Genomic DNA, 23022 nt, shown 5'->3' with positions numbered 1-23022 from the left:
GCCAGTTGCCCGCCTAGTCGGCTCCGCGCATGCGGGGATAGTGCCTGGCGGGACTCCAGGAACTGCGCGTCGTCGTGGTCAGCCCCGCGCGTGGGGGGATAGTCCCGAGGACCTGGGGCCAGGTGCGGCTGGCGGTTTGCTGGACCCGCGCATGCGGGAATGGTCCCCGATCACCGGGCTCCTCACAATGCTACGGAGGGTCGGCCCCGCGCCTGCGGGGATGGCCCTGTCTCCTATGCGCCAACCGGGTACAACGGGCGGTCGGCCCTGCGTCGCGGGGACGGCTCCCGGCAGGCGGTCGACGACCGTCTGCACCAGGCGAGAGAGCCTTCCGGTTGGGAGCACTAGTGAGCGGCTTGGCAGGGTAGGTGATGTCCGGCTACGCCTGCGGGCGGGACCGGTCGGTTGGTTACCTCCCGACCTCAGGCAGCGTTGTCTGTGATCGGGCTGCCGGTTCGCTGATGGGGCCGCTGGCCGCAGTGGCGCGTCCCGTTTCGGCGGTGCCCGCAAGGCGGATAGACCACAATCCGGCACGCGAGCAACCACGGAGCAACCACGGTCGCCAAACCGCCCCAAAATAGACACTGGGCGCTCCCGGTGGAACCGAGAACGCCCAGGTCAGGACGGGTGCGCCGCCAGGGACTTGAACCCCGAACCCGCGGATTAAGAGTCCGCTGCTGCAACGCAGCTGTCTAGGCTCGCATAGGCCCATTCGGCGCGAATGTCCTCTGACCCATTCCGGCTGATCATGGTCCTACGGCCGGCCACTCCCGCGAGCCTTCCGCTCCACCGGCCAGGACCGTGGCGATTATGCCTTCGCTGATCCGGATGGATGCGGTCAGGGTTTCCAGGAGGTTAGCGGGGATCGTGGCGCAGCCAAGTCCGGCGAACTGCACCATCTCGATCAGTGCCACTGGCGCGTACGGACGGCACGTCTCGTGCGCCAAGACTTCCTGAGCGGCGTAGGCGTCACCGGACTCCACGGCCGCCTGTACAGTCACGTCGGCGACCCGCGGAACGTCGCTGTGGTCGGCCGCGAGGTCCAGGACCGTGAGGCCGAGGCGGACATGGAAGACGACGTGCTCGCTTTCGAATGAGAGGTACCGGTCCAGCATCGTGGCGGTGGCAGCGCTGGTCGGCCGATCGGCGAGGCGGAGGCACAGGACGTTCAGGCAGGACGTCACCGTCTCTTCCCATGAAGTGGTCGTGCAGGTGTCAGCCAGGAGGCGGCAAGCGCTGTCGTAATTTCCGGCTGTGGCGCGGGCGAGGATTGCGACCTGGCGGCCGTCGAGGAGCTGGTTGCCGATGCCGTTGTGCTGGGTGGTGTGCTGGAGTGCTTCCGCCCAGCGGCCGGTGCGGGTCAGGGCGCGGGTTCCGTCGGTGAGGAGGACGGACCAGAGCCATTGGATGACCTCTCGGTGACCGTCATCGCCGATGAGGTGACCGAATTGGATGGTCCTGCCGTCGATGACCACGTCGGTGCGTGATCGTACGGCGTTGAACAGGGCATCCAGCATGCGGTAAGCGGTGATGCCGTCGCCATCACGGATACGGAGACGAGCGAGGTTAATCAGCGGCTGTAATGCGATTCTGGCGGTCCCCGCGTCCAGAGACGAAGCCGTGAGGAAGACGTCGAATTGCCGCCAGCATAGGGAGTGCGCGAGCTCGGGCAGGCCGCAGTCACTGGCGATCAGTGCGGCCAGGTTGTGCGCCTCGGCTGCCCGAATGAGTGGTTCATCCGCGCCCTGGGCTGCCAGGTGAGCGCGTTCGCATACGCGAGCGACACGGGCCTGCAACGACCGGCACACTGGCTTCGGGCGCGGAACGAGCGGGAATCGTTCGGCTGCGATGGCCTTCAGATCCCGCGCTGTCCCGGCGGTTGAGGTCTTCCTCACGATCCTCACCTCCTGGCGGTACCGGTTACCAGCCGATCGTCACCCGCATGGTGGGCCGGTTGATGAGCATGCCGGGTGCGAGCTCGTCATCAGGCGTGCTCGCCGGGTGGGCCGTGATGACCGGCTGGGAGGGCCGGCTGCTGTCCCACTGGTGCAGCAGATCGGTGAGACTGGCGGCGAGCTTGACACCGTCGGGTCCGTGCGCGATGACGCCGAGCTCGTCGACGTTCTCGCTGTGGGGGCGTGCAGCGATGTAGGCGATCGTCCCGCCGTCGTACAGGCAGGCACCGGCCCACCGCAGTGCCGGGTTGATGAGCCCGCTGTCGCGTGCGGCTTTGGTGACGGACAGGCGTCCGAACCGGCTGGCGTTGGTGGCCAGCCACAGGTCGAGGTGTTCGACGGGCCCGTCGTCGCGGACCTGCAGTCCGGTCCAGTGCTCGTGCGCTGGGTGGGTGAGGGCCTGGGTGAGCGCGTCGATGTCGTGTGGGTCGCGGGCATCCAGTTTGAGCACGACGTCGCTGGTGAGCTGGACGATGCGGTCGTCATGGGCGGTGCTGCCGCGCATGGGCACGAACCCGCAGACCCGCGCGTGGCGGCTGACCAGCCGGCCCGAAGGGGTGAGGTCGAACGCGATCGAGCGGGTCAGGCCGCTGCCGTGCAGGCGCAACGGTACGACGATACGGCCGCCGGGGGCGAGTTGCGTCCACCAGGGGGAGGGGATGTCCCACGCTTCGGCGGTGACGATGATCCTGTCGTATGGGGCACCGGCCGGGTGCCCGACGGCGCCGTCCCCGCAGATCACCTCGACGTTGCGGTAGCCCGCTCGGGCCAGGGCGGCGCGGGCGCCGGCGGTCAGGTCCTCGTCGATCTCGATGGTGACGACTCGGCCGCTCTTGCCGGCGACTTCGGCGATGAGCGCGGCGTTGATGCCGGTGGCCGCGCCGATCTCCAGGACACGGTCGCCCGCGTGGACGTCCAGGTCTTCGAGCTGGGTGGCGACCAGGTTCGGATGGGATGCAGAAGAGATCGCGGTGCCGTCGGGGGCACGTTTGGTGACGACGATCTGGGGCGCGTAGGCGGTCGCCAGGTCGACCCCTTCGAGGAACAGGTGCCGGGGCACGGTGAGGAAGGCCCGCTCGACCTGCGAGGTACGGAAGGTGCCGCGCCTGCGGATGTAGTCGACCAAGGCGGCACGCAGCTGCGCCGGATCCAGGTTCGAGGTGTCGGTGGTCACCGCTGTCAGCGTAGCCGGGAGGTCGGCGGCGATCGGGGAAATTTGCGGGCCAGGGGGTTCAAGGTCCCGGTGGAAGACGACATGGGCGGCGGTACCGGCGAGGGTTCCTTGCGCCTCACCCGGTAGGCCCAACCGGTTCCAGGCGAACAGGAGGTGGTGGGCGAGGACCGACCGCAGCCCGCGTGTCAGACGGCCCTGGGCGGTGAGTTCGGCGAGCCTCCGGCCAGCATGGGCGAAGGCGTCTGGCCACGCAGGGACGGCCGTAAGGGGGCTGTCGGCGCTGTGCCCGGCGGCGGTGATGAGCTGCTGCACGTTCCGCGCCGCGGTCTCGGAGGGGACCGGATGGTCGGTGGTGCGGTGCGCGGCGACCTGGGCCCATACGTCACCTTGCTCGTACCAGTCCAGGTCGGCGGCGCGCATCAGCGTGGCGCCGAGGATCAGCCCGAGCTCCCGCCGGTGGTCGACGCGCGCGTGCCGCAGGTAGTCGAGGATGTAGCGGCTGTCGGCATGGAACAGCTCGTGGGCGATGGCCATCCCATCGGGGCCGCCGAACGCGTGGGTCTCCGGCTCGTAGATCGCGGTGGCCCACCGCCGGATCGCGCCGGTGGCGGTCAGCTCTCGCATCACCTGTTCGATGAGGGCGGTGGCTGCCTCCTGCTGATCGGGAGTGGGAAGGTAGCGGATTCGCCAGGATTCGGCCTTGCGGATGAACCACCAGGAGAGGATCAGTCCTCTGTGCTCGGCGGCGGCCAGTTGCGGGCCGAGGTGGTGGACTCCCATCTGCTCGGCGGTGCTCCAGTCAGCACACCACACGGTTGCCTGCCGCCATGGGGTGGTCGGATCGGGGATGCTCATCAGAGGGTTCCTTCTTAGGTCGGCGTTGACTAGTTGATCAGCAGGCAGGTTCCCCAGCCGCCGGGTGTCCCGGTCGCGATGGCGTGCAAGACCAGCGCGATCCCGGCCGTGCCATCGATCAAGCCCGGCGTCCGCCCTGTCCGGGAGGCGTCGGCGTCGACGCGGGTGAGGAGCCTGTCGAGCAGCCCGGGAAGATGGGCGGCCAGCTCCGGTGACATGGCATCGCCAGCGGCGTACCAGGTGGTGGCGATCAGCCCCGCCCAGCCGTGGCAGAGCGCGTTGTCGGTAAAGCGGGCGAGCTGAGCGAGATCGGACAAGCAAGCGGCGAGGGCCTGTTCGGCATCGCGCTGCCGGTCCAGGTCACCGACAGCTTGGGCGGCGAGCTGCTGGGCGCGAATGATGCCGGGGGTGCCGTAACACCAGGAGGGCCGTGCTGGTCCGCTGTGGGTGGATCGGCCAGCGCGGAGCTCGGCGAAGGTCACTCGCTCCGGCCACCAAGGCCCTGCGGGGTCGTCGTGTCGCCAAGTGTCCAGCCACTGGCAGATCCGACCGATCGCGGCCACCTGCCCGTCGACGGTGATACCGCGCCGCATCGCTAGGGCCAGCAGCGAGAGCGGACCGCTGATGCCGTGAGCCATACCGCAGTCGGCGTGGCCACCGTGGAAGACGTCGGCGGGTCTGCCGTGCGGGATGTCGTTGGTCCACCAGCCCGGTATCGCGTGCCTGGCGTCGTCGGCGGGGAACGGCTCACTTAGACGCACCAGGTAGGTCAGCACCTGGCGGATGAGTCGGCCGCCCGGGTCGCGGCGCAGCAGGTACGCCCCCAGCCCTGTGAGGCCTCGGACGAGGTCGAACTCGGCCCGGCAGGGCCGCTGGGCGGCGGCGATCCGGGCCGCGGCCGCCTCCAGGCGGGCCTGCACCAGCGCGGTGACGGCAGCGTCCAGACGCTTCATCGCTTGTGGATATCGCCTGGAGGGGGCAGCCACGGAGATTGCGAAGGCGACCGCGGGCGCGCCATGCCACAACCCGGCGTTGGGCCCGGCGCTGACCTCATCTCGCGTGGCGTACGCCAGCCACTGGTGGGCACGATCCCAGTCACCGAGGCCTGCGTGCGCACGAACCCCGTGTAGGACAGCGACCCCGGCGGCCCCTTTGGACAGGGACTGGCCCGGGCACCGACTGCCCGCGATGCCTCGGTCTCGTTGAGGCGACGTGGGGAGCGCGAGGGCGTCCGTCAGCCGGGCGGCAATCTTGGCGGCGGCGGACAGCTGATGTTCGGCCAGGACCTCGACGAGCTGGTTCATCGCTGCTGTCCCTCGGGGGTGTCATGGCGGGCGATCCAGCTCAGCGCGGCGGCGCGGGCGAGCCGGTGACAGAGGCGTTCGGTGCCGGGGTTGATCCCTCGCGCGCGAATATGGTGCATGTGCAGCAGCGACCCGGTTACCGAGGCCGCCGTCAGGTGGGTCGCGTCGGCGCCGAGCCGCTCGGTGTAGATGGTGGCCGCCTCGCGTCGTGCACCCCAGATGTCGGTAATCCTGCCCGCGAGCTCCGACTCCTCTAGGGCCGCCGAATCTGCTGACAGGCCGGCCAGGTCGATGGTCTGGCGGACGAGTGCGCGATCTAAAGCCGGGGCCGGACCTGTTCGGGTGTGGTCAATAAGCCAGCGCATCCCGGCGGGGATGCCTCCGGCCAGAGCGCAGGCGAGGTCGGCCATGCTGGCGGCGGTGAGCGCATCAGGATGTACGTCGCGGACGGCCAGGGCCTGCAGCTGGACGAGAGCGGCAGCCGAGTCGGCGGCGAACAGGGCTTCGGCGGCCGTCTGGGCTGTGCCGGATCCGTAGCGAGTGGTCTCCGGACGGTAGGTGTCCAGGACGAGATCAGCGGCGAGACCGCGTCGCCGCAGGTCAGCTGCCCATACCCCGACCCGGGCTGCGGCCGTCCCGTAGTCGTGCGCGCTGGCGAGGTGCAGGCGCAGCCGCAGGTGCGGGCGCGGGTCCCGGTACCGGATGAACCACCACATCGGCGAGGTGTCCCCGGCCGCCAGCAGCTCGGGCAGATGCCGCGTGAGGATCGTGTCGAACACCTCCGGGTGCCCGTACACCTTGGCGAACAGCACAACATCCCCTGGAAGGACGCCGTCCGCAGGGTCGACCATCGGAAGCGGTCCTGAGATGTGCACTATCGCGGGCGCCCGTGACGGCGGCGCGGTCGACGCGATCGGGACGACGACCTCGTGGGCGCGGCCACCGAACCATCCGTGCTCGGCGGCAGCCGGCGCCTCTGACACGTTCACGGACTGCCCAGCTCTGGTGGCCTTGTCCAGGTGATCACGCAGCACGGCAAGGTCCATCGGTTCGTCCAGGTTCAACCGCAGGACCCGATCCGATTCCCCGATGCTCACGGTGGTCGGCAACCTCAGGCGCTCGCGCAGAGTGCTCATCACCACGGCCCAGACCGGCCCAGATGCGTCCGGGCCGGGGAGCGCCCCAGCGGGGATGCGCCACCGTTCGGGGGCCAAGACCGTCCGGCCGACCCGGATGCGGGGTAGGTACGGCAGGCAGTCGGCCGTTCCCCACAGGAACGGTGACAGCGCGGATTGCCGGGCGCGGGGGAGCTCGAATAGGAACCGGACGATCGGCGGCATGGTGTGCCGCGCCGCCGCGTTCCCCAGGACTGGTTCGACGACCCGCCGTCGGGACAGCGACATCAGATACATGCCGTCCGCGTCGGCGGTGACGGCCAGGTCTTTGAGCGGGAGGCGACCTGGTCCCTCGGCCCGGTGCTCAGCGACGGTGATGATGTCGGGCAGCAGACGCGGCGCGCACGCGACGTTCTCGACGCGCGGGTGCACAGGGGGGAACGACAGCTGTGCGGGGATCGCGCCGTCGACGCTGACCGGCAACCCGCAGAACACGCCGAGCATCCGCTGCCGGTCGCGCTCGGGCATCAGGTCAAGGAAACGGCCGTTCAGTGCCACGGCCGTCCGGCCGGCTCCAACGACGACGAGCGTGAATGCTCCCTGCTTCAGCGCGGCCAGCGTGGGCGCGCACACCTCGACGCACAACGCCGCATGAGGCGCGGGCCGCAGCTCGCCCGCCTCCTCCGTCGTCAAGGCGTTGACGAGGTCGTCGTCGAGTACGACTTCTCGCACACCGTCCAAGGCGGCCTGCTGGGCCAGCGCGAGCAGACGTTCATCCCGCCGCGACATCACCCCGCGGATCTTCTCCTGCTCGGGGTCCCCGTAGTGGGCGGGGAACCCGATTCCGGTCATCGGGTCGATGAGCTCATCGAGCCGGGCGACGGCACCGACGCCGTACCGGGCCAGGAACCTGTCGTGGTAGTCCTTCCACGCGGGATGCCCACCTGGATACGGGGTGAGCCGCAGGAACGTGTCGGCTGCGTGCGCTACCTCGGCGGCGACAGCCGGCGGGAGCACCACGGTGCTGCCCAGTCGAACATCGAGCATCAGCGGTTGCTCGGTGTCCGACAGCCGCCGCATTCGACCGGCCGACAGCTCAGCGCTCGCCGCTGCCTCGTGGGCTTCGAGTGCCGTATGGATGGCCAGGAGTTGCTCGATCAGCGGTGCTGCTTCCCGGACCTCGACGGCGTTCACTGCCGAGAGCTGGTCGACGACGTGGGCGAGGCCGTCGGTGCTCGTCGAGGGCGGACGCAAGCTGGTGATTAGAACGCCGCAGGTGATCAGGTCGGAGACAACGGCCTCAAGCGCGGGCCGTGGGGTATCGGGCAGCGCAGTGACCAGTTCCTTCAGCAGGTCACCGCCAGGGATGGGGGACGCTGCGGCCTGCAGGACGATCTCGACCGCCCGGTTTGAGCGCACCGACACCTCCGCAGTCGGCGGCCGGTCCGGGGCACCGGCGTGCGGCTGCCACGGCACGATGAGCCGTTCCCCACGCGTGAATGCCAGATCGTTCACCGTGACGGGGAGGCGATGCCGCAGTGCGGCGCACGCTTCCAGCTGGCTGATCACTCCGGTTAGCCAGACGGTGTCGGCTCGAACGCGGACATGGTGCTTATCGCTCCACAGCGCTTTCGTCTCCGGCCCGAAGTGGAGCGGGGCTACGCCGGCGAAGAGAGCGAACGGTGTTGCCCTGCGGTGGGCGCGCACCAGGTATCGGGCCAGTGACAGCGCCATGCGACGCGCCTGGCGGGTGCTGGGCCGATATCCTCGGCTTACTTGTGCGACGCGGGTTGCCAGCGCGGGGCTTGCGACGGTGGCGGCGTCAGCGATCGGTCTCTGAGCCCAGACTTCGGTGAGCCAGGCGCACCACTGTTCGACGTCGGGTTCACCTTCTGCGTCCGGCCAAACGCCGGGGATCTGGCTGCCGGGGAAGGTGGTCGCCCGCACGAGTGCCGCATCGAGGGGGCGATACCACATCGAACGTGCGCTCAACCTGATGCCTCACTCCGCTAATGGGGATTCCTAGCTGCCGGTTCCCTGCGGTGTTCCCGGCGACGGTGCGCCACCGGGAACACCGCAGGAGTCGGTCAGCAGTCGCCGTTCTTCTGGGTGTCGCATCCGTCGTCGGTGTTGCCCAGGAGCACGGACACCGCGCTCCCGGACTCGACGATGCGAACGTCCAGATCGAGCTCCGTACCGACCGGCTGCGTCAGCGTCGACGCTGTCATGGCGTACCTCCTGCCATCTCGAATGGTGGGTCCAAGCAAAAACCAGGACCATCGGGCACGGGAAGACAGCCGCGTGTTGAATCCCTGTTGAAAGTGGTCCTGGCGCCCGGCATGGCGGGTCTGTCAGGCCAAGGCGGGGCACTCTGAAGGAGTGGGCATGCCAGGCAATCAGTTACTTCGTACGGCGATCAGGGAAGCGGGATGGACGTTCGCGAAGACAGCCGAAGAAGTGAACGCCGTCGGAGCCGAAGTCGGCCTGAAGCTGTACTACGACCGCACCTCCGTCGGGCATTGGGTAGCCGGCACGATCCCGCGCAAGGACACCATCCCGTGCGTGGTCGCAGCGTTCACGCGGCGGCTCGGGCGGCCGATGAGCCCGCGACTGCTCGGCTGGCCGGACACCGACGCCGCCGACCCGTGGGCTGGTGAGGTGCTCATGCGGCTCACTCAGATCGGCCAGCACGACATGCTCGGCCGCCGCAGCGTCCTTACCACCGGCCTGTACTCCCTTGCCGCACTCGCAGTGCCGACAGCCCCTGCCCCTCGTTCGGCGACGGGCGGGGCCGCGGCGGCGCAGCAAGTTCGGGACACGACCCGGCATCTGGCCGATCTCGATGATCTGTACGGCGGCGGAGCAGCACGGGCGGCCGTCGCCGCATACCTCACCCGCCATGTCGTCCCGCAGCTGCACGCCGCATCCGCGATCGCCGCCCGCCCAGCGATGTTCGCAGCCGCTTCCGAGTGCACGTACCTCGCCGGCTGGATGGCCGCCGATGACATGTGCTCGGCCCTGGCTCAGCGCTACTACGTGCAGGCGATCCGGTTGGCCGACGAGGCGGGTGACCCGATCGCGCGGGCGCGGGTGCTCAGGGGATTGTCGCTCCAGGCGCTCGAACTCGGCCACTCGTCCGAGGCACTCGCCGTTGCGGACGCAGCGCTGGACGCCATTCGCGGCGGGTGCCCGGCGCGGACGCGGGCCTGGATCGTCGGCATGCGCGCCGAGGCATTGGCCGCCGTCGGCCGCAGCCGCGAAGCCCGCAGCGATCTGCGTACGGCCGAGCGACTCTTGGAAGCCGCCGACTCGCCGCCGAAGAACGAGTGGACGGGTAACTACCGGCGCGAGTCCTGGCAGCATCAAGCCGGCACACTCCTCGCCCGCCTGCGCGACCCCGAGGCGGAGACCCATCTGGCCGCCTCGCTCGCGTCACGACGTACGGTCGAGCGCCGCACCCGTGCACTGATCGGCGTCCGCCTCGCCGTCCTGCAGCGCCGACGCAGCGCCGCCAACGAGGCCCAACACACTCTCGCGCAGATCCGCGACGACCTTGATGTCTCCTCAGCACGAGTCCGCTTCGTGCTGGCACAGATCCAGCAGCGCTGATCACACCGCTCCACAGGTCAAGTCGAAGAATGAGGGGCGGAACCTTCCGCCGCCCCTCATTCAGGCAGCCTCTCGGATCACCGCTGGTCAGCCCGTGCAGTGATCGTGTTCAGCGTGGCTCGCCACGGGATCGGCGTCGTGTTACTTCCGGTCACCGGATCATGCACCGGGTATCCGTCGGTCTCCCAGATCACCGTCACGCCCCACGAGCGGAGGCGGCCGATGTTCTCCACGAACGCCGGATGCGAGGTATGCGCCCGATTCGACGACGGGACCGCCACGATCGGCAAACCCTTGCCGATGCCTTCGACGACTATCCCCAGGGCGAGCGTGTCGCAGATCCCCGCCGCCCACTTGTTGATGGTGTTCACCGTCGCGGGTGCGACGATCACCGCGTCGGGTGGCGGCAGCACATCGGGTTCGTCCGGGTGCTTGTACTCGCTCCGTACGGGGTGACCGGTCAGCGCGGCGAGTTCGTCGATGTCGACGAACCGACGGGCCAGGGGAGTGGTCAGCACACACGTGTCCCAGCCGCGCTGCTGCGCGAGCCGGACCAGCTGGTCGACGTCGCGGGCGGGGGGACATGCGCACACGATCACGTACAACACCAGGGGTGTGGTCATGACTGCAGCATCGCGTACGAGCGACTCGTAAATCGCGGGCCCCTCGCTCTACTCTCGATTAGACGCCGGAAAAGGGGGCGCGAATGCCTGAGGAACCGAACATCGGCGCCCGACTGCGGGTCCTACGTCGCTGGCGCGGTCTGACAATCGTGCAGCTCGCTGACCTGTCAGGTGTCTCGAAATCGCAGATTTCCTACATCGAGCGGGGCGAGCGGATGCTCGACCGGCGGTCGCAGATCGCCGCGCTGGCCCGGGCACTGCGGGTGTCGGAGACCGAACTCACCGGCTTGCCGCATGTCTCCGCCGACCCCGAACAGTCCGCGCCGCACGGTGTCGTGCCGCTGCTCCGGGAAGTCCTCACGGGCAACACCTTCGACGACCCGGCGGTGGACCGGGCCCGGCCGCTGCCAGAGCTGGAGTCACTGCTGTTCGGCGAACTCCAGCGCCTCAAGCACAAGGCTGACTACGCCCGACGCGGTGTCCTCGTAGCCCCCGTCTTCGAGGAGCTCCATTTCCACGTTGCGACCGGTGACGAGGCCGGCAAGCAGCACGCCCTGCGGCTCCTCGTCGAGGCGTGTGAAGCGGTCGGTATGACCCTGCGCTTTCTCGGCTATCGGGATCTGGCCTACCTCGCGGCGGTGCGGGCTCTCGACGCGGCGCGTCTGCTCGGCCATCCCGTCTTCGCCGGGCAGGCCGCCTATCTGAGATGCCAGTTCTTGCCGAAGCTCAGCTCATGGGACCGACCCTTCAACGTCGCCCAGCACGCCGCAGAGCGTCTCGAGCCTTATGTCGGATCCAGTCGGGTCGCGAGCGAGACGTACGGGATGCTGCACCTGTCCGCCAGCCTCGCTGCGGCGGCGGTGAACCGGCCGGACCTCGCAGATGACCACTTCACCGAGGCGACACGAGTCGCCGCACGTGTCGGTGAGCACGACGACGCCTGGTCCGCGTTCGGGCCGACCAACGTCGATATCTGGGGCGTTGCGATCGCTATGGAGCACGGCGACTACGGCAAGGCCGTCGAGGTCGCTAAGAAGGTGGACCCCATGCGGCTGCTCCACCGAGAACGTCAAGCGGTCTTCTACGCGGACACCGGACGCGCGCTTGCGCACCTGAACGGCCGGCAGCGAGACGCCGTCGAAATGCTGAAGAAAGCCGAGTTGATTGCGCCACAGCGGATCCGCAACTCCCCGCCGGTACAGGAGACGATCACATACCTGCTGAACAAGCACCTGCGCATCTCACCGGCGCTAGAGCTTCGTGCTATGGCAGATCGCATGGGGGTACTCCACTAACATCCGTCCCATATCCGCTTTGAAACAGCTGGCCGTATCCGGTCAACAAGCCTGGATTCCACAGGCGTGGAATTAGTCAGTCTCTTTCCCTTTACGGTCTCCTCCATGCAGACCGAACAGGCGCACGAGCATTTGAATCGCCTGGAGATTGGGGCGATGGCGCAGCAGAACCGGGACTTCCTGGGCCGGGTGGTCCGTTGGCTGGCCGCGCAGGGCTTCCGTCAGTTCGTCGACCTGAGTGTGGGTGTGGCCGCCGGGGGTCATGTCCACGAGGTGCTCGCCACGCTGCAGCTCGATGACTGCCGGGTCCTCTATGCCCATGACGGTCCCATCGAGTGGGCCGACGCTGAGGCTTTCATCGCTGGGACCCACACGGTGCGACTCGAGGCGGACCCGCGCCGGCCGGACGGGGTCCTGGGTCATCCGCGTACGCAGAAGCTCATTGACACCGAGCAGCCGGTCGCCTTGCTCGCGTTGGAGGTGCTGCACTTCGTCGCGGACGCCGACGACCCTGCCGGGCTGGTAGGCGAGTACATGAAGGGCCTGCCGGACGGGTCCTGCCTGGCCTACACGCATCGCACCGATCGGTACGCCCCGGAAGGCGTCGCTGCTCTGGAGGCGATATATCAGACCGCCAACTACCAGGCACATCCCCGGACGATCGCAGTGATTGAGGAGCTGGCGACCGTGAGCGGGCTGGTGATTCAGAACCCTGGGATTGTGAAGGTCACAGACTGGAACCCCGGCGGCGAGATCATGGCTCCGCTCAACGATCCGGCCATACGGATGCCGCTTGTCGGGGGCGTCGCTCAAAAGCCCCTCATGGTCGGCGTTGCGGGCGACCGTGGATGAGGCTCTTCAGCAAGTCCAGGATGAGGACATGCATCAGCGGGGCATTGGGCATGGCAGGGCGTAGCTGCCTTCCCCACCCCCAGCGGGTGTACGCCCTGTAAGCCGTGGTGTTCTCCCGACGTACGAGTAGGGTCGCACGCTTTTCCGTACGGGGCGCCAGTAGTTCGCTGTGCAGCGAGTGTCCAATGCCTTTGCCAGTCCATCGTTGGCGGACCATGAACTCGCTGAACGCAAAGGTCCTGGTGCCGTCTTTGTCGGTGAATCCTGGTTGGACGTCGCTCATGAGGCCGTTCCACCACGTGGTGTCCGGGCAGAGGGGCCGGTCCCAGGCCTGGCCGATCGGCTCGTCATCTAGGTAGGCGACGACCAGGTCGAAGCCGTCACGACGGGTGTAGGCATCAAAGCGGCGCATGAGTTCATCGCCGGACTCAAACGGGTCGCCCCGTTCGATCGCCGCTGCGTACGCCTCGTGGTGGATGAGCGCGACGGTGTTCCGGATGGTCTGGTCGGCCTCGGCGTCATAGTGGCGGAAGGCCAGGTCGGGCACGTCTGGCCTTTCTGCATCAGGCGGTAAGCGCTTGGGTCGCAGCCGTACCTGGCGCAGAACTCCTCGGCGGCGGCCCGTTCGGCTGCCGCACGCAACGGCTGGAGTTCGACGAGGGAGCGTGCGGAGGTCCGCTGGCCGCCGGACATCAGGAGGAGCAGGGTGGTGTCCTCGGCGAGGGCCTGCTGTAGGTCTCCTTGGTCGAGCAGCGCTCCGGCCATCCGGGCTCGGTAGTAGGCGTGGTCGCGAGCGGTTCGGGTGGGATCTGCAAGCACCGTGCGGTACAGGTCCACCGCCTTGTCGAAGGCGCTCCTGCGGAGGCGGCTGAGTGCCTCTGCAGAGCGGTGGCTCGCGCCCCAACAGGGTGAGAGATATCTGTGGTCGCGGTACCTGGGCTACCTCGGACGGGCCTACCGCCTTGTCACAAAGTCGGACGACGCCGAGGTAGCGCTGCACAAGGCGCTCGACCTCGCCCGTACAACCAGCGCGCCAGCAGCAAGCCGATGTCCTGGTCGAGCTCGCCGACCTGGCCGCCGACCGAGGTAAGACCGATCTTGCGCAGCGCCACCTGCGCGATGCCAGACGCCATCTATGAGCAACTGGGTGCTCCCGACGCCGCATCCGTCGCCAAGCGCCTTGAGCCGAAAGAGTGGAATCAGTGATGGCGACCGGAGGTGTAGCCGGTCAGGGATCGGTCTGAGCACCCGGGGGATTGACCGCCACGTCGTACCGCGGAAGCAGGATCGTGGCCAGGCGGGTGCCGGGCAGGTGAGCGATCTGTTGGCGGGGACGGGCCAGGTGAGCTCCGTGCAGGCTCCGGCCGGTTCCAGGCATCACCTGGGGTTCTGATGTGCGGGGCACAGAAGAAAACGGGCTGCAGACGCTGGGCACGATTATTATCGTCGGCTGGGTGACGATGATCGACCAGCAACAGCTACTGGAGTCCGTGCGAGACTTCGCCGAGCGTGCTCTGAACGCTTACCTCGAGGACGACACCCGGGTCATCCTGACCAACGCTGCGTTCAGCCTCGAGCACCTGTGCAAGGCGTACCTGTACGGCGTGCATCCAGCTCTGCTCGTGGAGCTCCGGAATGGGCAGCTTGATTCCCTGCTCCACCTGATAGGCCATGGGGATAGAGCGCGTAAACCTCTTCGGACGATCAGCGGTCGGGATGCGCTCAAGCGCGTTGAAGACTTGTTGCCAAACCTCAACGTGCCGCGGGAATCGCTGGCTCAGTTGATCGACGTCCGCGACGGAATGGTCCATGTGGGATTCATGTCTTCGTCTGGCATCGATGAGCTGCTCACGGCGTTCTTGCAGTTCTCCGATGTACTCCACGACGAACTCGGCAGCGAGCGGGAGGGTCGTTGGGGTGAGCACACCGAGCTCGTCGAGGCGTTGCTCACCCGAGCGCGGAACCAGATCGAGCAAGAAGCGCACCGGCGGATTGCCGTTGCCAGGGCCCGGTTTGCGCGGCTGGCCGAGATACCCGTCAGTGACCTTGTCTCTGCCGTCGCTGCACGTGCAGCCGAGGCCGACGCAAGCAGCGACATCCGAAAGGCGGTCTATTGCCTGGCGTGCGGTTACGCGGCTCCGCGGCTGTCCGGGCGGACGTGGATGGAACGCACAGCTGCAGACACCGACGAACCCGAGTGGGTACCAGTCTCCCCCCTGCACCCTGAGTCCTGGACTTCCCGTTCGGATAGCCCCGTCTGGTGGATCGGCGAACACTTCGAGTGCCCTGAGTGCGAGTTGACCCTCGACTCGGAGCATCTGGAACCTGCTGGTCTCCCTCGGAAAGTTGGGCTTGGCGGAGGGTCCTCAGGCTCTGACGATGCCAACGCTCCCGTGATCCGTGACGACCGCATCAGCGAGTCGGGGTGATCTTGGTTGCATGTCCTTCTCCGAGCCGGTCATCTCTGGATGTCCACCCGTCCACGGTTCTGTACGGGGACCTGTGCGCCGACACCTGTGAAGTAATGACGGCTGAGACGCTACGGCTCGCAACGCACGACATTCCTCCGAGAGATGGACCTGGGTGGCCTGCTGGTAAGACGAACTTGTCTACATCAGGGCTCGGTCGCGGTATCGGCGACTTGGTACGGTCGGCCTGGGGCAGCTGCACGTCGCCTGATGCCGAGCCGACCGCGCCCACGCCGCGTTTAGGTCGGTGCCGAGGACAAGGGTCGGATGACTCACGTGCTGGTTATTGGCCTGCTCATAAACCGTGTTGACGGCGTTGTCTGCGGGAGGCGTGGGAGCCCGCACGGAGGAACGACGTCATGACCCGTAACCGAAGCCGCAAAGACAAGATCCGCACGAGGCAGCAGGTCACCGGTGAGAGCTATGCCGAGGCCGCCCGTAAGATCAACGCCCGTCGTCGTCCGATAGAGGAACTGCTGCGAGACGCGGCAGAAGGCGTGCGCGCGGTCAGCGTCGACGACACCCTCGCAACGGTGCAAGCTGCCTGGACCGCGCTGTGCGCCATCGGCGCAGCCGGAGAAGTCCTCGCACTCTGTGCCGATCCCGATGACTATCCACCGCGGTGGCTACTCGCTGAACCCATTCTTGCGGAAGCTATCAGTTCGCTACGAGCTCTCCCATCCCTGCGCGGCAACAACACCGAGGCCAACCCCGCCGGTGGACCTGATGACGACATCGATGAGGAGACCGCCGACCTCATCTGCCGGGAATTGACCGAAGCAGCCGACACGCTTGCCGCTGTCCTGCCGCAAGCCGCGAAACATGCACGAACGAAGGCCATCCGGCGGGCATGCAGGCTTGCGGCAGACCCACCAGCTACGTGAGCAGGCTGTGTGTGGGCTGCACCGAGCGTCACCAGCAATCGCACCCGGACGTGACGCAGGAGGAGTTCGTGCTGATTCCCCGGCCGAGCGGCCCGGTCGGATACGTCGCGCCATGCCGGGTCCCGGGTTGTGAAAGACCCTGGTTGACGTCCGGGAGACAGGTGTGCGCGCGGCACTGGTATCTGCTGCAGCGGGACTTCGGTGGAGCGATCTCGGTGGAGGAGTTCATCGCGCATCCGGACGTTCATCCGCTACCGGGCTTTGGCCGGTGCCAGGTGGTGGCCTGCGACCGTGACCGCTGTTCACCGTCCCACGGCCATTGCCACATGCACCGGGTGAAATGGACCAAGCGCAGCTGCAAAGGCCCGGCCGACCTCGACCACTTCAACCGGACCGAGCCGCCCACGGCGGAGGAGGGCAGCGCGAGCTTGCGTGGCCTGGCGCCACTCGTGATCGCTCAGTTCCTCTACGGTCTGCAGCAGCGCGCCGCTCAGGGCACTAAGACCAAGTACTGGAGCATCCGCCAGCTCGCCGATGTCCTGCGGCGGCACGAGGTCGGCTCGCTCACCCAGCCGCTGGACATCAAGACCCACAGCATCGCGACCAACCTGTTGACCCGGCTCCAGGACGCCTGCTTTCTCGCGCTCAGATCACCTGAAACCGAAGCCCTCAAGGACACGTGGGATCTTCGGGTGTTCGGTCACGGCGGGACGCTCGACTTCACCGCGATCTCCCAGTCGTGGCTGCGCGAGGCGGCCAAGCGGTGGGCCTCTGACCGCCTGCCCACATCCCGGAACAAACAGGTCTACGGCAATCTGCAGACCCAGCTCAAGGCTGTCGCCCTCCTCTCGGAGAGCCTGCGGGCGCACCGCGCGGATTCCGGCCAAGCCCCGGCCGCCCTCAGCCGCGCCGATATCGAACATCATCTTCATCGCCTCGTCTGGCTGGAAGAGCAGGAGGAGATCAGCGCGTACGGCCGCTACACCGCCGTTCACGTGCTGAAGTTCGTCCTGACCCGAATGCGCACCCTCGGTCTCGGCCGCCCGGGCGGCCCGCTGGAGAACCTGCCCGATGACGTCGCCTTGACCCGGCGTGACGTTCCCGAGCTGACCAGGGACAAGGAAATCGGCCGGAACCTACCGCCCGAGGTGCTGCGCGCCCTATGTGACGCGCTGCCCCTGCTGGATGACATGGAGACGGCACCGGGGGTGCGGGTCGCGGTTGAGCTGCTCATCGACACCGGGCGCCGGCCCGATGAGATCTGCCAACTGCCCTGGGACTGCCTGGAACGCGATCCCGACGGCAAGCACGTACTGATCTACAACAACAGCAAGAGCAACCGGGAACAACGCCGGCTACCGATCGCTGACGCGACCGCCGCTGTGATCGTGCGCCAGCAGCAAACCGTCCGGGCCCGGTTCCCACACGCCGAGCTGTCGACGCTGAAACTGCTGCCGTCCCGAGTGCGCAACCCGCACGGCACCCGCGGCATCGCCTCGGCAACGGTCGGTGCGACACACCGCAAGTGGGTGGACGCCCTGCCGCCGTTCATGGTGACCACCGCGGTGGCGACCGGCGGCCGGGCGGTCCCCGAGACGGTGGAGTTCGACAAGAAGAGGATCTTTCCCTACGCCTACCGGCACTCCTACGCCCAGCGCAACGCCGACGCCGGGGTCCCCATCGACGTCCTGCGCGAGTTGATGGATCACGAATCATTCGAAACGACCAGGTGGTATTACCGCAAACCTCGGGAATTGCATCAGACGGGCGAGCATCCGCAGGTCGCCAGGTCAGGCCGGCGGCTTCGCCGACTGTGTGAGGCATGGATTTTGGCTGCCTGATCAGGGAATTTGCCAGGCCTCTCCCTTCTGATGCAAGATCTGCTCTTCAGAAGGGATGGTCTGGAGAGGTGCAGCGCAGGGTGGAGCTCGCGGGAGCGGCTCACTTGGAACTCGTCTCGGGCGTGGTGCAGTTGCGTCCGGAGGACGCGATGTTCGAGGCGATGTTGCGCGGCTGGCGGGCGCAGCAAACGGCGCGGGGGTTGAAGGAAGACACGATGGTGCCGCGAGAGCGGCTGGTGCGTCGGTTTCTGGAGTTCACCAATGAGTACCCGTGGACGTGGTCGCCGGCGCATATGGATGAGTGGTCGCTGCATCTGATGGCTGAACTGCATCTGGCTCCTTCGACGATCCGCGCGTATCAGTGCACGATCCGGCAGTTCAGCGAGTTCCTGATCGATGGCCGGTATGGGTGGGCTGTGGCGTGCGAGCGGGCGTTCGGGCCGGGGCAGCATCCGGTGGCGATCGCTCACGAGTGGAACACGATCGCTCATCTCAACGACTATGAGGGCAACCCGGAGGCCAGGCCGTTCACCCGCGAAGAGCTCCAACGCTTCTTCGACTACGCCGATGAGCAGGTGGAGCGGGCGGTGCGGTCCAAGCGCAAGGGCGCCCTGGCCGCCTACCGTGACGCCACGATCTTCAAGACCGTCTACGGGTGGGGATTGCGCCGCAACGAGGTGTCCAAGCTGGACGTGGTCGACTTCGGCCGCAACCCCGCCGCGCCGCAGTTCGGGCGGTACGGCATGCTCAACGTTCGGTACGGCAAGGCGAAGAAGGGCCAGCCGCCGCGGCGCCGGAACGTGTTGTCGGTGATGGACTGGGCGGTGGAGGCGGTCGCTGACTACGTCGAGAACGTCCGTCCCCGGTTCGGTTACCCGGACCATCCGGGGTTGTGGCTCACCGAGCGGGGCGGCCGGGTGAAGCCGTCGGAGATCAACGCCAGGTTCGTCGCCTACCGGGACGCGCTGGGGCTGCCTAAAGAGCTGACGCCGCACTCCGAGCGGCACGCCTACGTCACGCACCTGACCGAGGACGGGGTCGACCGGCGGTTCATCCAGGCTCAGGTCGGTCACGAGAGCGATAGCTCGACGGCGGTATATACGCACGTCAGCGACGACTTCATGAACACCGCGCTGCGCCGGGCGCTGGCACCGGCCCTCGGCGGTGAGCGCGATGGCCGATCCGACCGAAGGGAGCAGCGGTGACGGCCAAGCTGGACTACCAGTGGCACCTGCGGCAGGTGATGGCGATGCGAGGCATGTTCTCCACCACCGACCTGCTCGGCCCGCTGGCCGATCGGGGTATCAAGCTGTCCTCGAGCCAAATCTATCGGCTGGTGGTGGAACGGCCCGAGCGGCTTAGTCTGAAGATCTTGATGGCGTTGCTGGACATCCTGGATTGCTCGATGGACGACCTCATCGAACCCGTGGCCGCCGCAGGGCAGGCGCAGCAGACCAAGGTGGTCGGCGGCGACGCCGGAGTCGGGGACCTGCGGCCGAAACGCGCCCGCATTACCCGGGCTGACGGGTAAGCGCGGTGGGTGAGGTTCCCGCGGTCCTCAGCGACCCGATCGGCGTCATGGTCGGCCTGATCACCGAAGTCGACGCGGAGCTGGACCATGAGGTGGTCGAGGCCATGGTGGTGAGCGTCGCCGGGGGCCGGGCCAAACGCCGCAAGCTCGCCCAGTCCCTGGCCGAGCGGCCAGAGATCCTCACCGACGGACGGTCACCCGCGCCCCGGGCCCTGGGCGACCTGCTGATCGAGCTGGTCAAGGCTGGGGCAACGGCGATCTCACCACCGATCTGCGCCAAGTGCGGCAAGCCGCTCAGGACGCTACAGCGCCGCGGCGAGGACTGGTACTGCGGAGTCTGCGGGCCAATCCGGCTGCCGTGCGCTAACTGCGGTGACGTCGACCGAGTCCATTCGCGAGACCGTCATGGGCAGCCCCGGTGCAGCAGATGCGGACCGGGAACCGGGCTGGACGGAGGGCCCGGCCCGATCGAGATCGTGACCGAGGTCCTCGCCAGCATCGATCCGGATCTTCCTGCTGAGGCGATCGCCGCAGCGGTTAACGCCGCAGCGCCCCAGGCCGGGAAACGCCACCAGATGGCCTGGGCGGTGCAGGACCGGCCCGATCTGCTCATCGGTGCGGGCGCCGAGGCCCCCACACCTGCGGTGCTACGGTTGATCGGCAAGCTCTGCGAGGCGGGCGCCGTTGGGGTTGTCCGGCCGCCGTGTCCGCACTGCGGACGGGTCATCAAGCTGCACCGGCCGATTGGTGGGCAGTGGCGCTGCCGCACCTGTGTCGCCAAGTCCCGGGCCCAGCCCTGCTCCGGCTGCGGAAGGGTCTGCGAAGCCGCCGCTCGAAACGACCAAGGCGAGCCGATCTGCCCGAACTGCCTGGTCAGCGACCCGGCCAACCTCGAGGTCTGCGTGAACTGCGGACGGCTGCGAGTCGTGAACACGCGCAGTCCGGACGGGCCGCTCTGCCCCACCTGCCCGCCACTTCCGACTACGACGTGCTCGATCTGCGAGCAGCGACGGCCTTGCGGCTCCTCCCGGCTGACCGGACTGGCGTGGTGCCCGTCCTGCCAGCACCGCGACGAACGCTGCTCACGCTGCGGTCAGGTCAAGCCGGTGGGATCCGGCCCCCTCACCGAACCGCTCTGCCGGGACTGCACCGTTCCCGCCTTCCCTGACTGCCCGGTCTGCGAGGACAGCCCGCGGCCAGGCCAGTGCGTCGAGTGCCGTCTTGAGCTGCGGCTCCGGAAACTGATGACCGGCCCGGATGGCGTCACACACCCAGCCCTGCTCCCGCTCCGAGACGCCCTGGCCGCGACCGACCCGCCCGGGACTGCGCTGCGCTGGCTCGCCAAAGAACCTGTCGCCACCGTACTCGCCGACGTCGCCGCAGGCCGCCGCCAACTCACCCACGCCGACCTTGACGAACTCCCGCAGCGAACAATCCTCAACCACCTGCGCAGCGTGCTGGTGGCCACCGGGACGCTGCCGCCACGCGATGAACAGATGGCCCGCCTGGAACGCTTCCTGATCGACGCGCTCGCCGCCCGACCCGACCCCGATCAGCGTCAGCTCCTGCACCGCTACGCCGTCTGGCACCTGCTCCGCCGGCTACGCCGCCGCAACAACGGCAGCCTCACCACCAACGAGCAGTACACCGTCGTACTCCAACGCGTCCGCTCCGCCACCGCCCTGCTCGACTGGCTCACCGCCCACGACCTGACCCTGGCAAGCTGCGGCCAAGCCGACCTCGATCAATGGCTGACCGACGACGATGCCTCTCACCACCACCACGCTGGTCACTTCGTCCGGTGGGCCGCCCGGCAACGCCTCACCACCCTGTCTTTCCCGGCCACCCGCTGGCAGGGCCCCACCCGCGTGATCGATGACCAAGCCCGCTGGGACGCCGCCCGCCGCCTCCTGCACGACGACACCATCGGCTCCCGCGACCGCCTCGCCGGTCTACTCGTCCTGCTCTACGCCCAACCCGTCGCCAGGATCAGCCGGCTCACCACCGACCACGTCACCATTGATGACACCACCGCGACGATCCAGCTCGGGACCACGCCCATTACCCTGCCCGAGCCCGTCGCCAACCTCACCCGCCACGTCCTGGACGGCAAACGCGGACACGCCACCACCGGCGCCGCCGCCCCCTCGCCTTGGCTGTTTCCCGGCGGTCAGCCCGGCCGCCCGATCAGAGCCACCCACCTCGGCACACGCCTCAAAGACCTCGGCATCCAACCCGGCCAGGCCCGCTCCACCGCCCTGTTCCAACTCGCCACCGAACTCCCCGCCGCCCTCCTCGCCCGCATGCTCGGCATCCACATCGACGTCGCCGTCGCCTGGCAACGAGCCTCCTCCGGCGACTGGATGAACTACGCCGCCGACGTCAGCCGCCGCATCCCGGAAAACCGATGAAACTTTCCATCACCATCCACCAAGCACGTCTCGGAGCAGTGGAGTTCAAAGTCATCCGACCCGCCCATCCACTCGTCCACGCTGTGCTGGTCGACCACGATCGGCACCTGGACGCCTACCTCGATGATGACGCCGCGCGCCGAATCGGCGGCCTATGGACGCTCGCCGCCTCTTCACCACGCTCACTGATCCACCTGCCGATGCGCGCCAACCAGGCCCCCTCCCTCGAACTGCCCGAAGACGGCACCCGCCAACTTGATCTCGTCTTGCTTCATCATTCGCTCCAGTTCGCGCCCGCCCGCTGGAAAGAAGTCCGCAGACGACTCGGCCCAGGCCGTCCGAAGACCGTGACGCTGCCCGACTCCGGACACACCGGCGAAGCCGTGATCGACCACGAGGCACGGCATTACCTGGAGAACCGGGACCTGTTTCACCAGCACCTCCATGCCGAGACCCTGTTCATGACCGGCAGCGCGAACGTGTTCAGGGAGACCGCCCGACAATTCCACGATGTCGCCCAAAATGGTCCCGGCTACGTCCCCATCCATCCGAGCTACCCGCACTTCTGCACGGAGCTCCACTCCAACGACGGCATCCTCGGCAACGCGCGAGAGATCCACATCGAGTACTGCGACCAGTGGGACTCGTGATCCCCGTCGGCCATGACCCGCCCCGATCACCTCCAGCAGGGGTCCAGAACTGGTGGGGTATGTCCAGTTAACGGCACCTCTCTGCTCGCAGCGGCTTGACACAGAGAGGTGCCGAAAACCGTACTGTGAGGATCTTGGCGTGCCGCCTCGGGCTGCAGCCTGACCCGAAAACCGACTGGCCTCGTGTGTGCCTTGGGACTGGTCTGTCGGCCGCGCGCCTGGGGCGGTGCTTGCTGCCGCCGGACCGATGAGACGTGTCCCGATAGGGGCCTTGCCGCACTGCGCATCCTCACAGTACTGACCGCCTGATCGGGCCGGCGACAGCCAGGCCCCGACCGCGCCTCGATCAGGAGAGAACAACCGTGCCCGGCACCCCCAAGCCCGTCTGCATCCGTTCGGCCACCGATGATCCGGAAGTGATCGTGGGAGTAGACACCCACAAGGACTTCCACGTC

Annotated in this window: 17 protein-coding genes; 10 read left to right on the top strand and 7 right to left on the bottom strand. The window is 67.7% G+C overall.

Going from position 1 to position 23022, the window contains the following annotated elements:
• Positions 1–746 precede the first annotated feature (746 nt).
• The 5 genes from ABD978_RS27370 to ABD978_RS27350 all read right to left on the bottom strand — a co-directional run bounded on the left by ABD978_RS27370 (position 747) and on the right by ABD978_RS27350 (position 8631).
• Complete coding sequence (locus ABD978_RS27370) at positions 747–1895, bottom strand: hypothetical protein (RefSeq protein WP_345360617.1); 1149 nt, start codon at positions 1893–1895, stop codon at positions 747–749.
• Between the two features lie 25 nt (positions 1896–1920).
• Positions 1921–3984: a methyltransferase, FxLD system gene (gene fxlM / locus ABD978_RS27365; RefSeq protein WP_345360614.1), complete on the bottom strand. Its 2064-nt coding sequence runs from the start codon at positions 3982–3984 to the stop codon at positions 1921–1923.
• A 29-nt stretch (positions 3985–4013) separates the two neighbouring features.
• Positions 4014–5288 carry a lanthionine synthetase C family protein gene (locus tag ABD978_RS27360; protein WP_345360611.1) on the bottom strand — a complete coding sequence of 425 codons (1275 nt, stop codon included), beginning with the start codon at positions 5286–5288 and terminating at the stop codon, positions 4014–4016.
• Entirely contained in the window at positions 5285–8395 is a 3111-nt protein-coding gene (locus ABD978_RS27355) for a lantibiotic dehydratase (protein WP_345360608.1), read from the bottom strand. Before ABD978_RS27355 ends, ABD978_RS27360 begins: the two co-directional genes overlap by 4 nt.
• A 95-nt stretch (positions 8396–8490) precedes the next feature.
• Positions 8491–8631 carry a hypothetical protein gene (locus ABD978_RS27350; RefSeq protein ID WP_345360605.1) on the bottom strand — a complete coding sequence of 47 codons (141 nt, stop codon included), beginning with the start codon at positions 8629–8631 and terminating at the stop codon, positions 8491–8493.
• A 157-nt stretch (positions 8632–8788) separates the two neighbouring features.
• Between ABD978_RS27350 and ABD978_RS27345 the strand changes: the two genes are divergently transcribed.
• Complete coding sequence (locus tag ABD978_RS27345; protein WP_345360603.1) at positions 8789–10012, top strand: NsdA family TPR-like regulatory protein; 1224 nt, start codon at positions 8789–8791, stop codon at positions 10010–10012.
• A gap of 77 nt (positions 10013–10089) precedes the next feature.
• On the opposite strand, the gene ABD978_RS27340 is transcribed toward ABD978_RS27345, so the two are convergent.
• Positions 10090–10635 (bottom strand): flavoprotein, encoded by a 546-nt coding sequence (locus ABD978_RS27340; RefSeq protein WP_345360600.1) that lies wholly within the window; start codon positions 10633–10635, stop codon positions 10090–10092.
• 83 nt (positions 10636–10718) lie between these two features.
• Here ABD978_RS27340 and ABD978_RS27335 point away from each other — a divergent pair, with 83 nt between their 5' ends.
• Both ABD978_RS27335 and ABD978_RS27330 read left to right on the top strand, forming a co-directional pair.
• Entirely contained in the window at positions 10719–11930 is a 1212-nt protein-coding gene (locus ABD978_RS27335) for a helix-turn-helix domain-containing protein (protein ID WP_345360597.1), read from the top strand.
• Between the two features lie 105 nt (positions 11931–12035).
• Positions 12036–12782, top strand: a complete 747-nt coding sequence (locus ABD978_RS27330) for an SAM-dependent methyltransferase (protein ID WP_345360594.1) — start codon at positions 12036–12038, stop codon at positions 12780–12782.
• Here ABD978_RS27330 and ABD978_RS27325 read toward each other — a convergent pair.
• Positions 12751–13329, bottom strand: a complete 579-nt coding sequence (locus tag ABD978_RS27325) for a GNAT family N-acetyltransferase (RefSeq protein ID WP_345360591.1) — start codon at positions 13327–13329, stop codon at positions 12751–12753. The genes ABD978_RS27330 and ABD978_RS27325 overlap by 32 nt on opposite strands.
• 907 nt (positions 13330–14236) lie before the next feature.
• Between ABD978_RS27325 and ABD978_RS27320 the strand changes: the two genes are divergently transcribed.
• The 7 genes from ABD978_RS27320 to ABD978_RS27290 all read left to right on the top strand — a co-directional run bounded on the left by ABD978_RS27320 (position 14237) and on the right by ABD978_RS27290 (position 22567).
• A complete protein-coding gene (locus tag ABD978_RS27320) occupies positions 14237–15211 on the top strand; it encodes a hypothetical protein (RefSeq protein WP_345360588.1) in 975 nt (324 codons plus the stop codon).
• Between the two features lie 398 nt (positions 15212–15609).
• The gene (locus ABD978_RS27315) at positions 15610–16134 is read left to right on the top strand and encodes a hypothetical protein (protein WP_345360585.1); all 525 of its coding nucleotides are present in this window, start codon (positions 15610–15612) and stop codon (positions 16132–16134) included.
• A gap of 215 nt (positions 16135–16349) precedes the next feature.
• Positions 16350–17975 (top strand): tyrosine-type recombinase/integrase, encoded by a 1626-nt coding sequence (locus ABD978_RS27310; protein WP_345360582.1) that lies wholly within the window; start codon positions 16350–16352, stop codon positions 17973–17975.
• Positions 17957–19180 carry a tyrosine-type recombinase/integrase gene (locus ABD978_RS27305; protein WP_345360579.1) on the top strand — a complete coding sequence of 408 codons (1224 nt, stop codon included), beginning with the start codon at positions 17957–17959 and terminating at the stop codon, positions 19178–19180. The genes ABD978_RS27310 and ABD978_RS27305 overlap by 19 nt, the downstream gene beginning before the upstream one ends.
• Positions 19177–19506 carry a helix-turn-helix domain-containing protein gene (locus ABD978_RS27300; protein ID WP_345360576.1) on the top strand — a complete coding sequence of 110 codons (330 nt, stop codon included), beginning with the start codon at positions 19177–19179 and terminating at the stop codon, positions 19504–19506. The genes ABD978_RS27305 and ABD978_RS27300 overlap by 4 nt, the downstream gene beginning before the upstream one ends.
• 5 nt (positions 19507–19511) lie before the next feature.
• Complete coding sequence (locus tag ABD978_RS27295; RefSeq protein WP_345360573.1) at positions 19512–21917, top strand: hypothetical protein; 2406 nt, start codon at positions 19512–19514, stop codon at positions 21915–21917.
• A complete protein-coding gene (locus tag ABD978_RS27290; protein ID WP_345360570.1) occupies positions 21914–22567 on the top strand; it encodes a hypothetical protein in 654 nt (217 codons plus the stop codon). Before ABD978_RS27295 ends, ABD978_RS27290 begins: the two co-directional genes overlap by 4 nt.
• Positions 22568–23022 lie beyond the last annotated feature (455 nt).

Source organism: Actinoallomurus liliacearum (assembly GCF_039542035.1).
GTDB classification, from domain to species: Bacteria; Actinomycetota; Actinomycetes; order Streptosporangiales; family Streptosporangiaceae; genus Actinoallomurus; species Actinoallomurus liliacearum.
This window is presented reverse-complemented; position numbering and strand designations above follow the sequence as displayed.

What these genes read in the sequence shown, in the direction of transcription:
- ABD978_RS27340 (WP_345360600.1), bottom strand. Translation starts at nt 10,635, where the DNA reads ATGACCACACCCCTGGTGTTGTACGTGATCGTGTGCGCATGTCCCCCC.
- ABD978_RS27350 (WP_345360605.1), bottom strand. Translation starts at nt 8,631, where the DNA reads ATGACAGCGTCGACGCTGACGCAGCCGGTCGGTACGGAGCTCGATCTG.
- ABD978_RS27360 (WP_345360611.1), bottom strand. Translation starts at nt 5,288, where the DNA reads ATGAACCAGCTCGTCGAGGTCCTGGCCGAACATCAGCTGTCCGCCGCC.
- ABD978_RS27335 (WP_345360597.1), top strand. Translation starts at nt 10,719, where the DNA reads ATGCCTGAGGAACCGAACATCGGCGCCCGACTGCGGGTCCTACGTCGC.
- fxlM (WP_345360614.1), bottom strand. Translation starts at nt 3,984, where the DNA reads ATGAGCATCCCCGATCCGACCACCCCATGGCGGCAGGCAACCGTGTGG.
- ABD978_RS27315 (WP_345360585.1), top strand. Translation starts at nt 15,610, where the DNA reads ATGACCCGTAACCGAAGCCGCAAAGACAAGATCCGCACGAGGCAGCAG.
- ABD978_RS27345 (WP_345360603.1), top strand. Translation starts at nt 8,789, where the DNA reads ATGCCAGGCAATCAGTTACTTCGTACGGCGATCAGGGAAGCGGGATGG.
- ABD978_RS27290 (WP_345360570.1), top strand. Translation starts at nt 21,914, where the DNA reads ATGAAACTTTCCATCACCATCCACCAAGCACGTCTCGGAGCAGTGGAG.
- ABD978_RS27330 (WP_345360594.1), top strand. Translation starts at nt 12,036, where the DNA reads ATGCAGACCGAACAGGCGCACGAGCATTTGAATCGCCTGGAGATTGGG.
- ABD978_RS27305 (WP_345360579.1), top strand. Translation starts at nt 17,957, where the DNA reads ATGGATTTTGGCTGCCTGATCAGGGAATTTGCCAGGCCTCTCCCTTCT.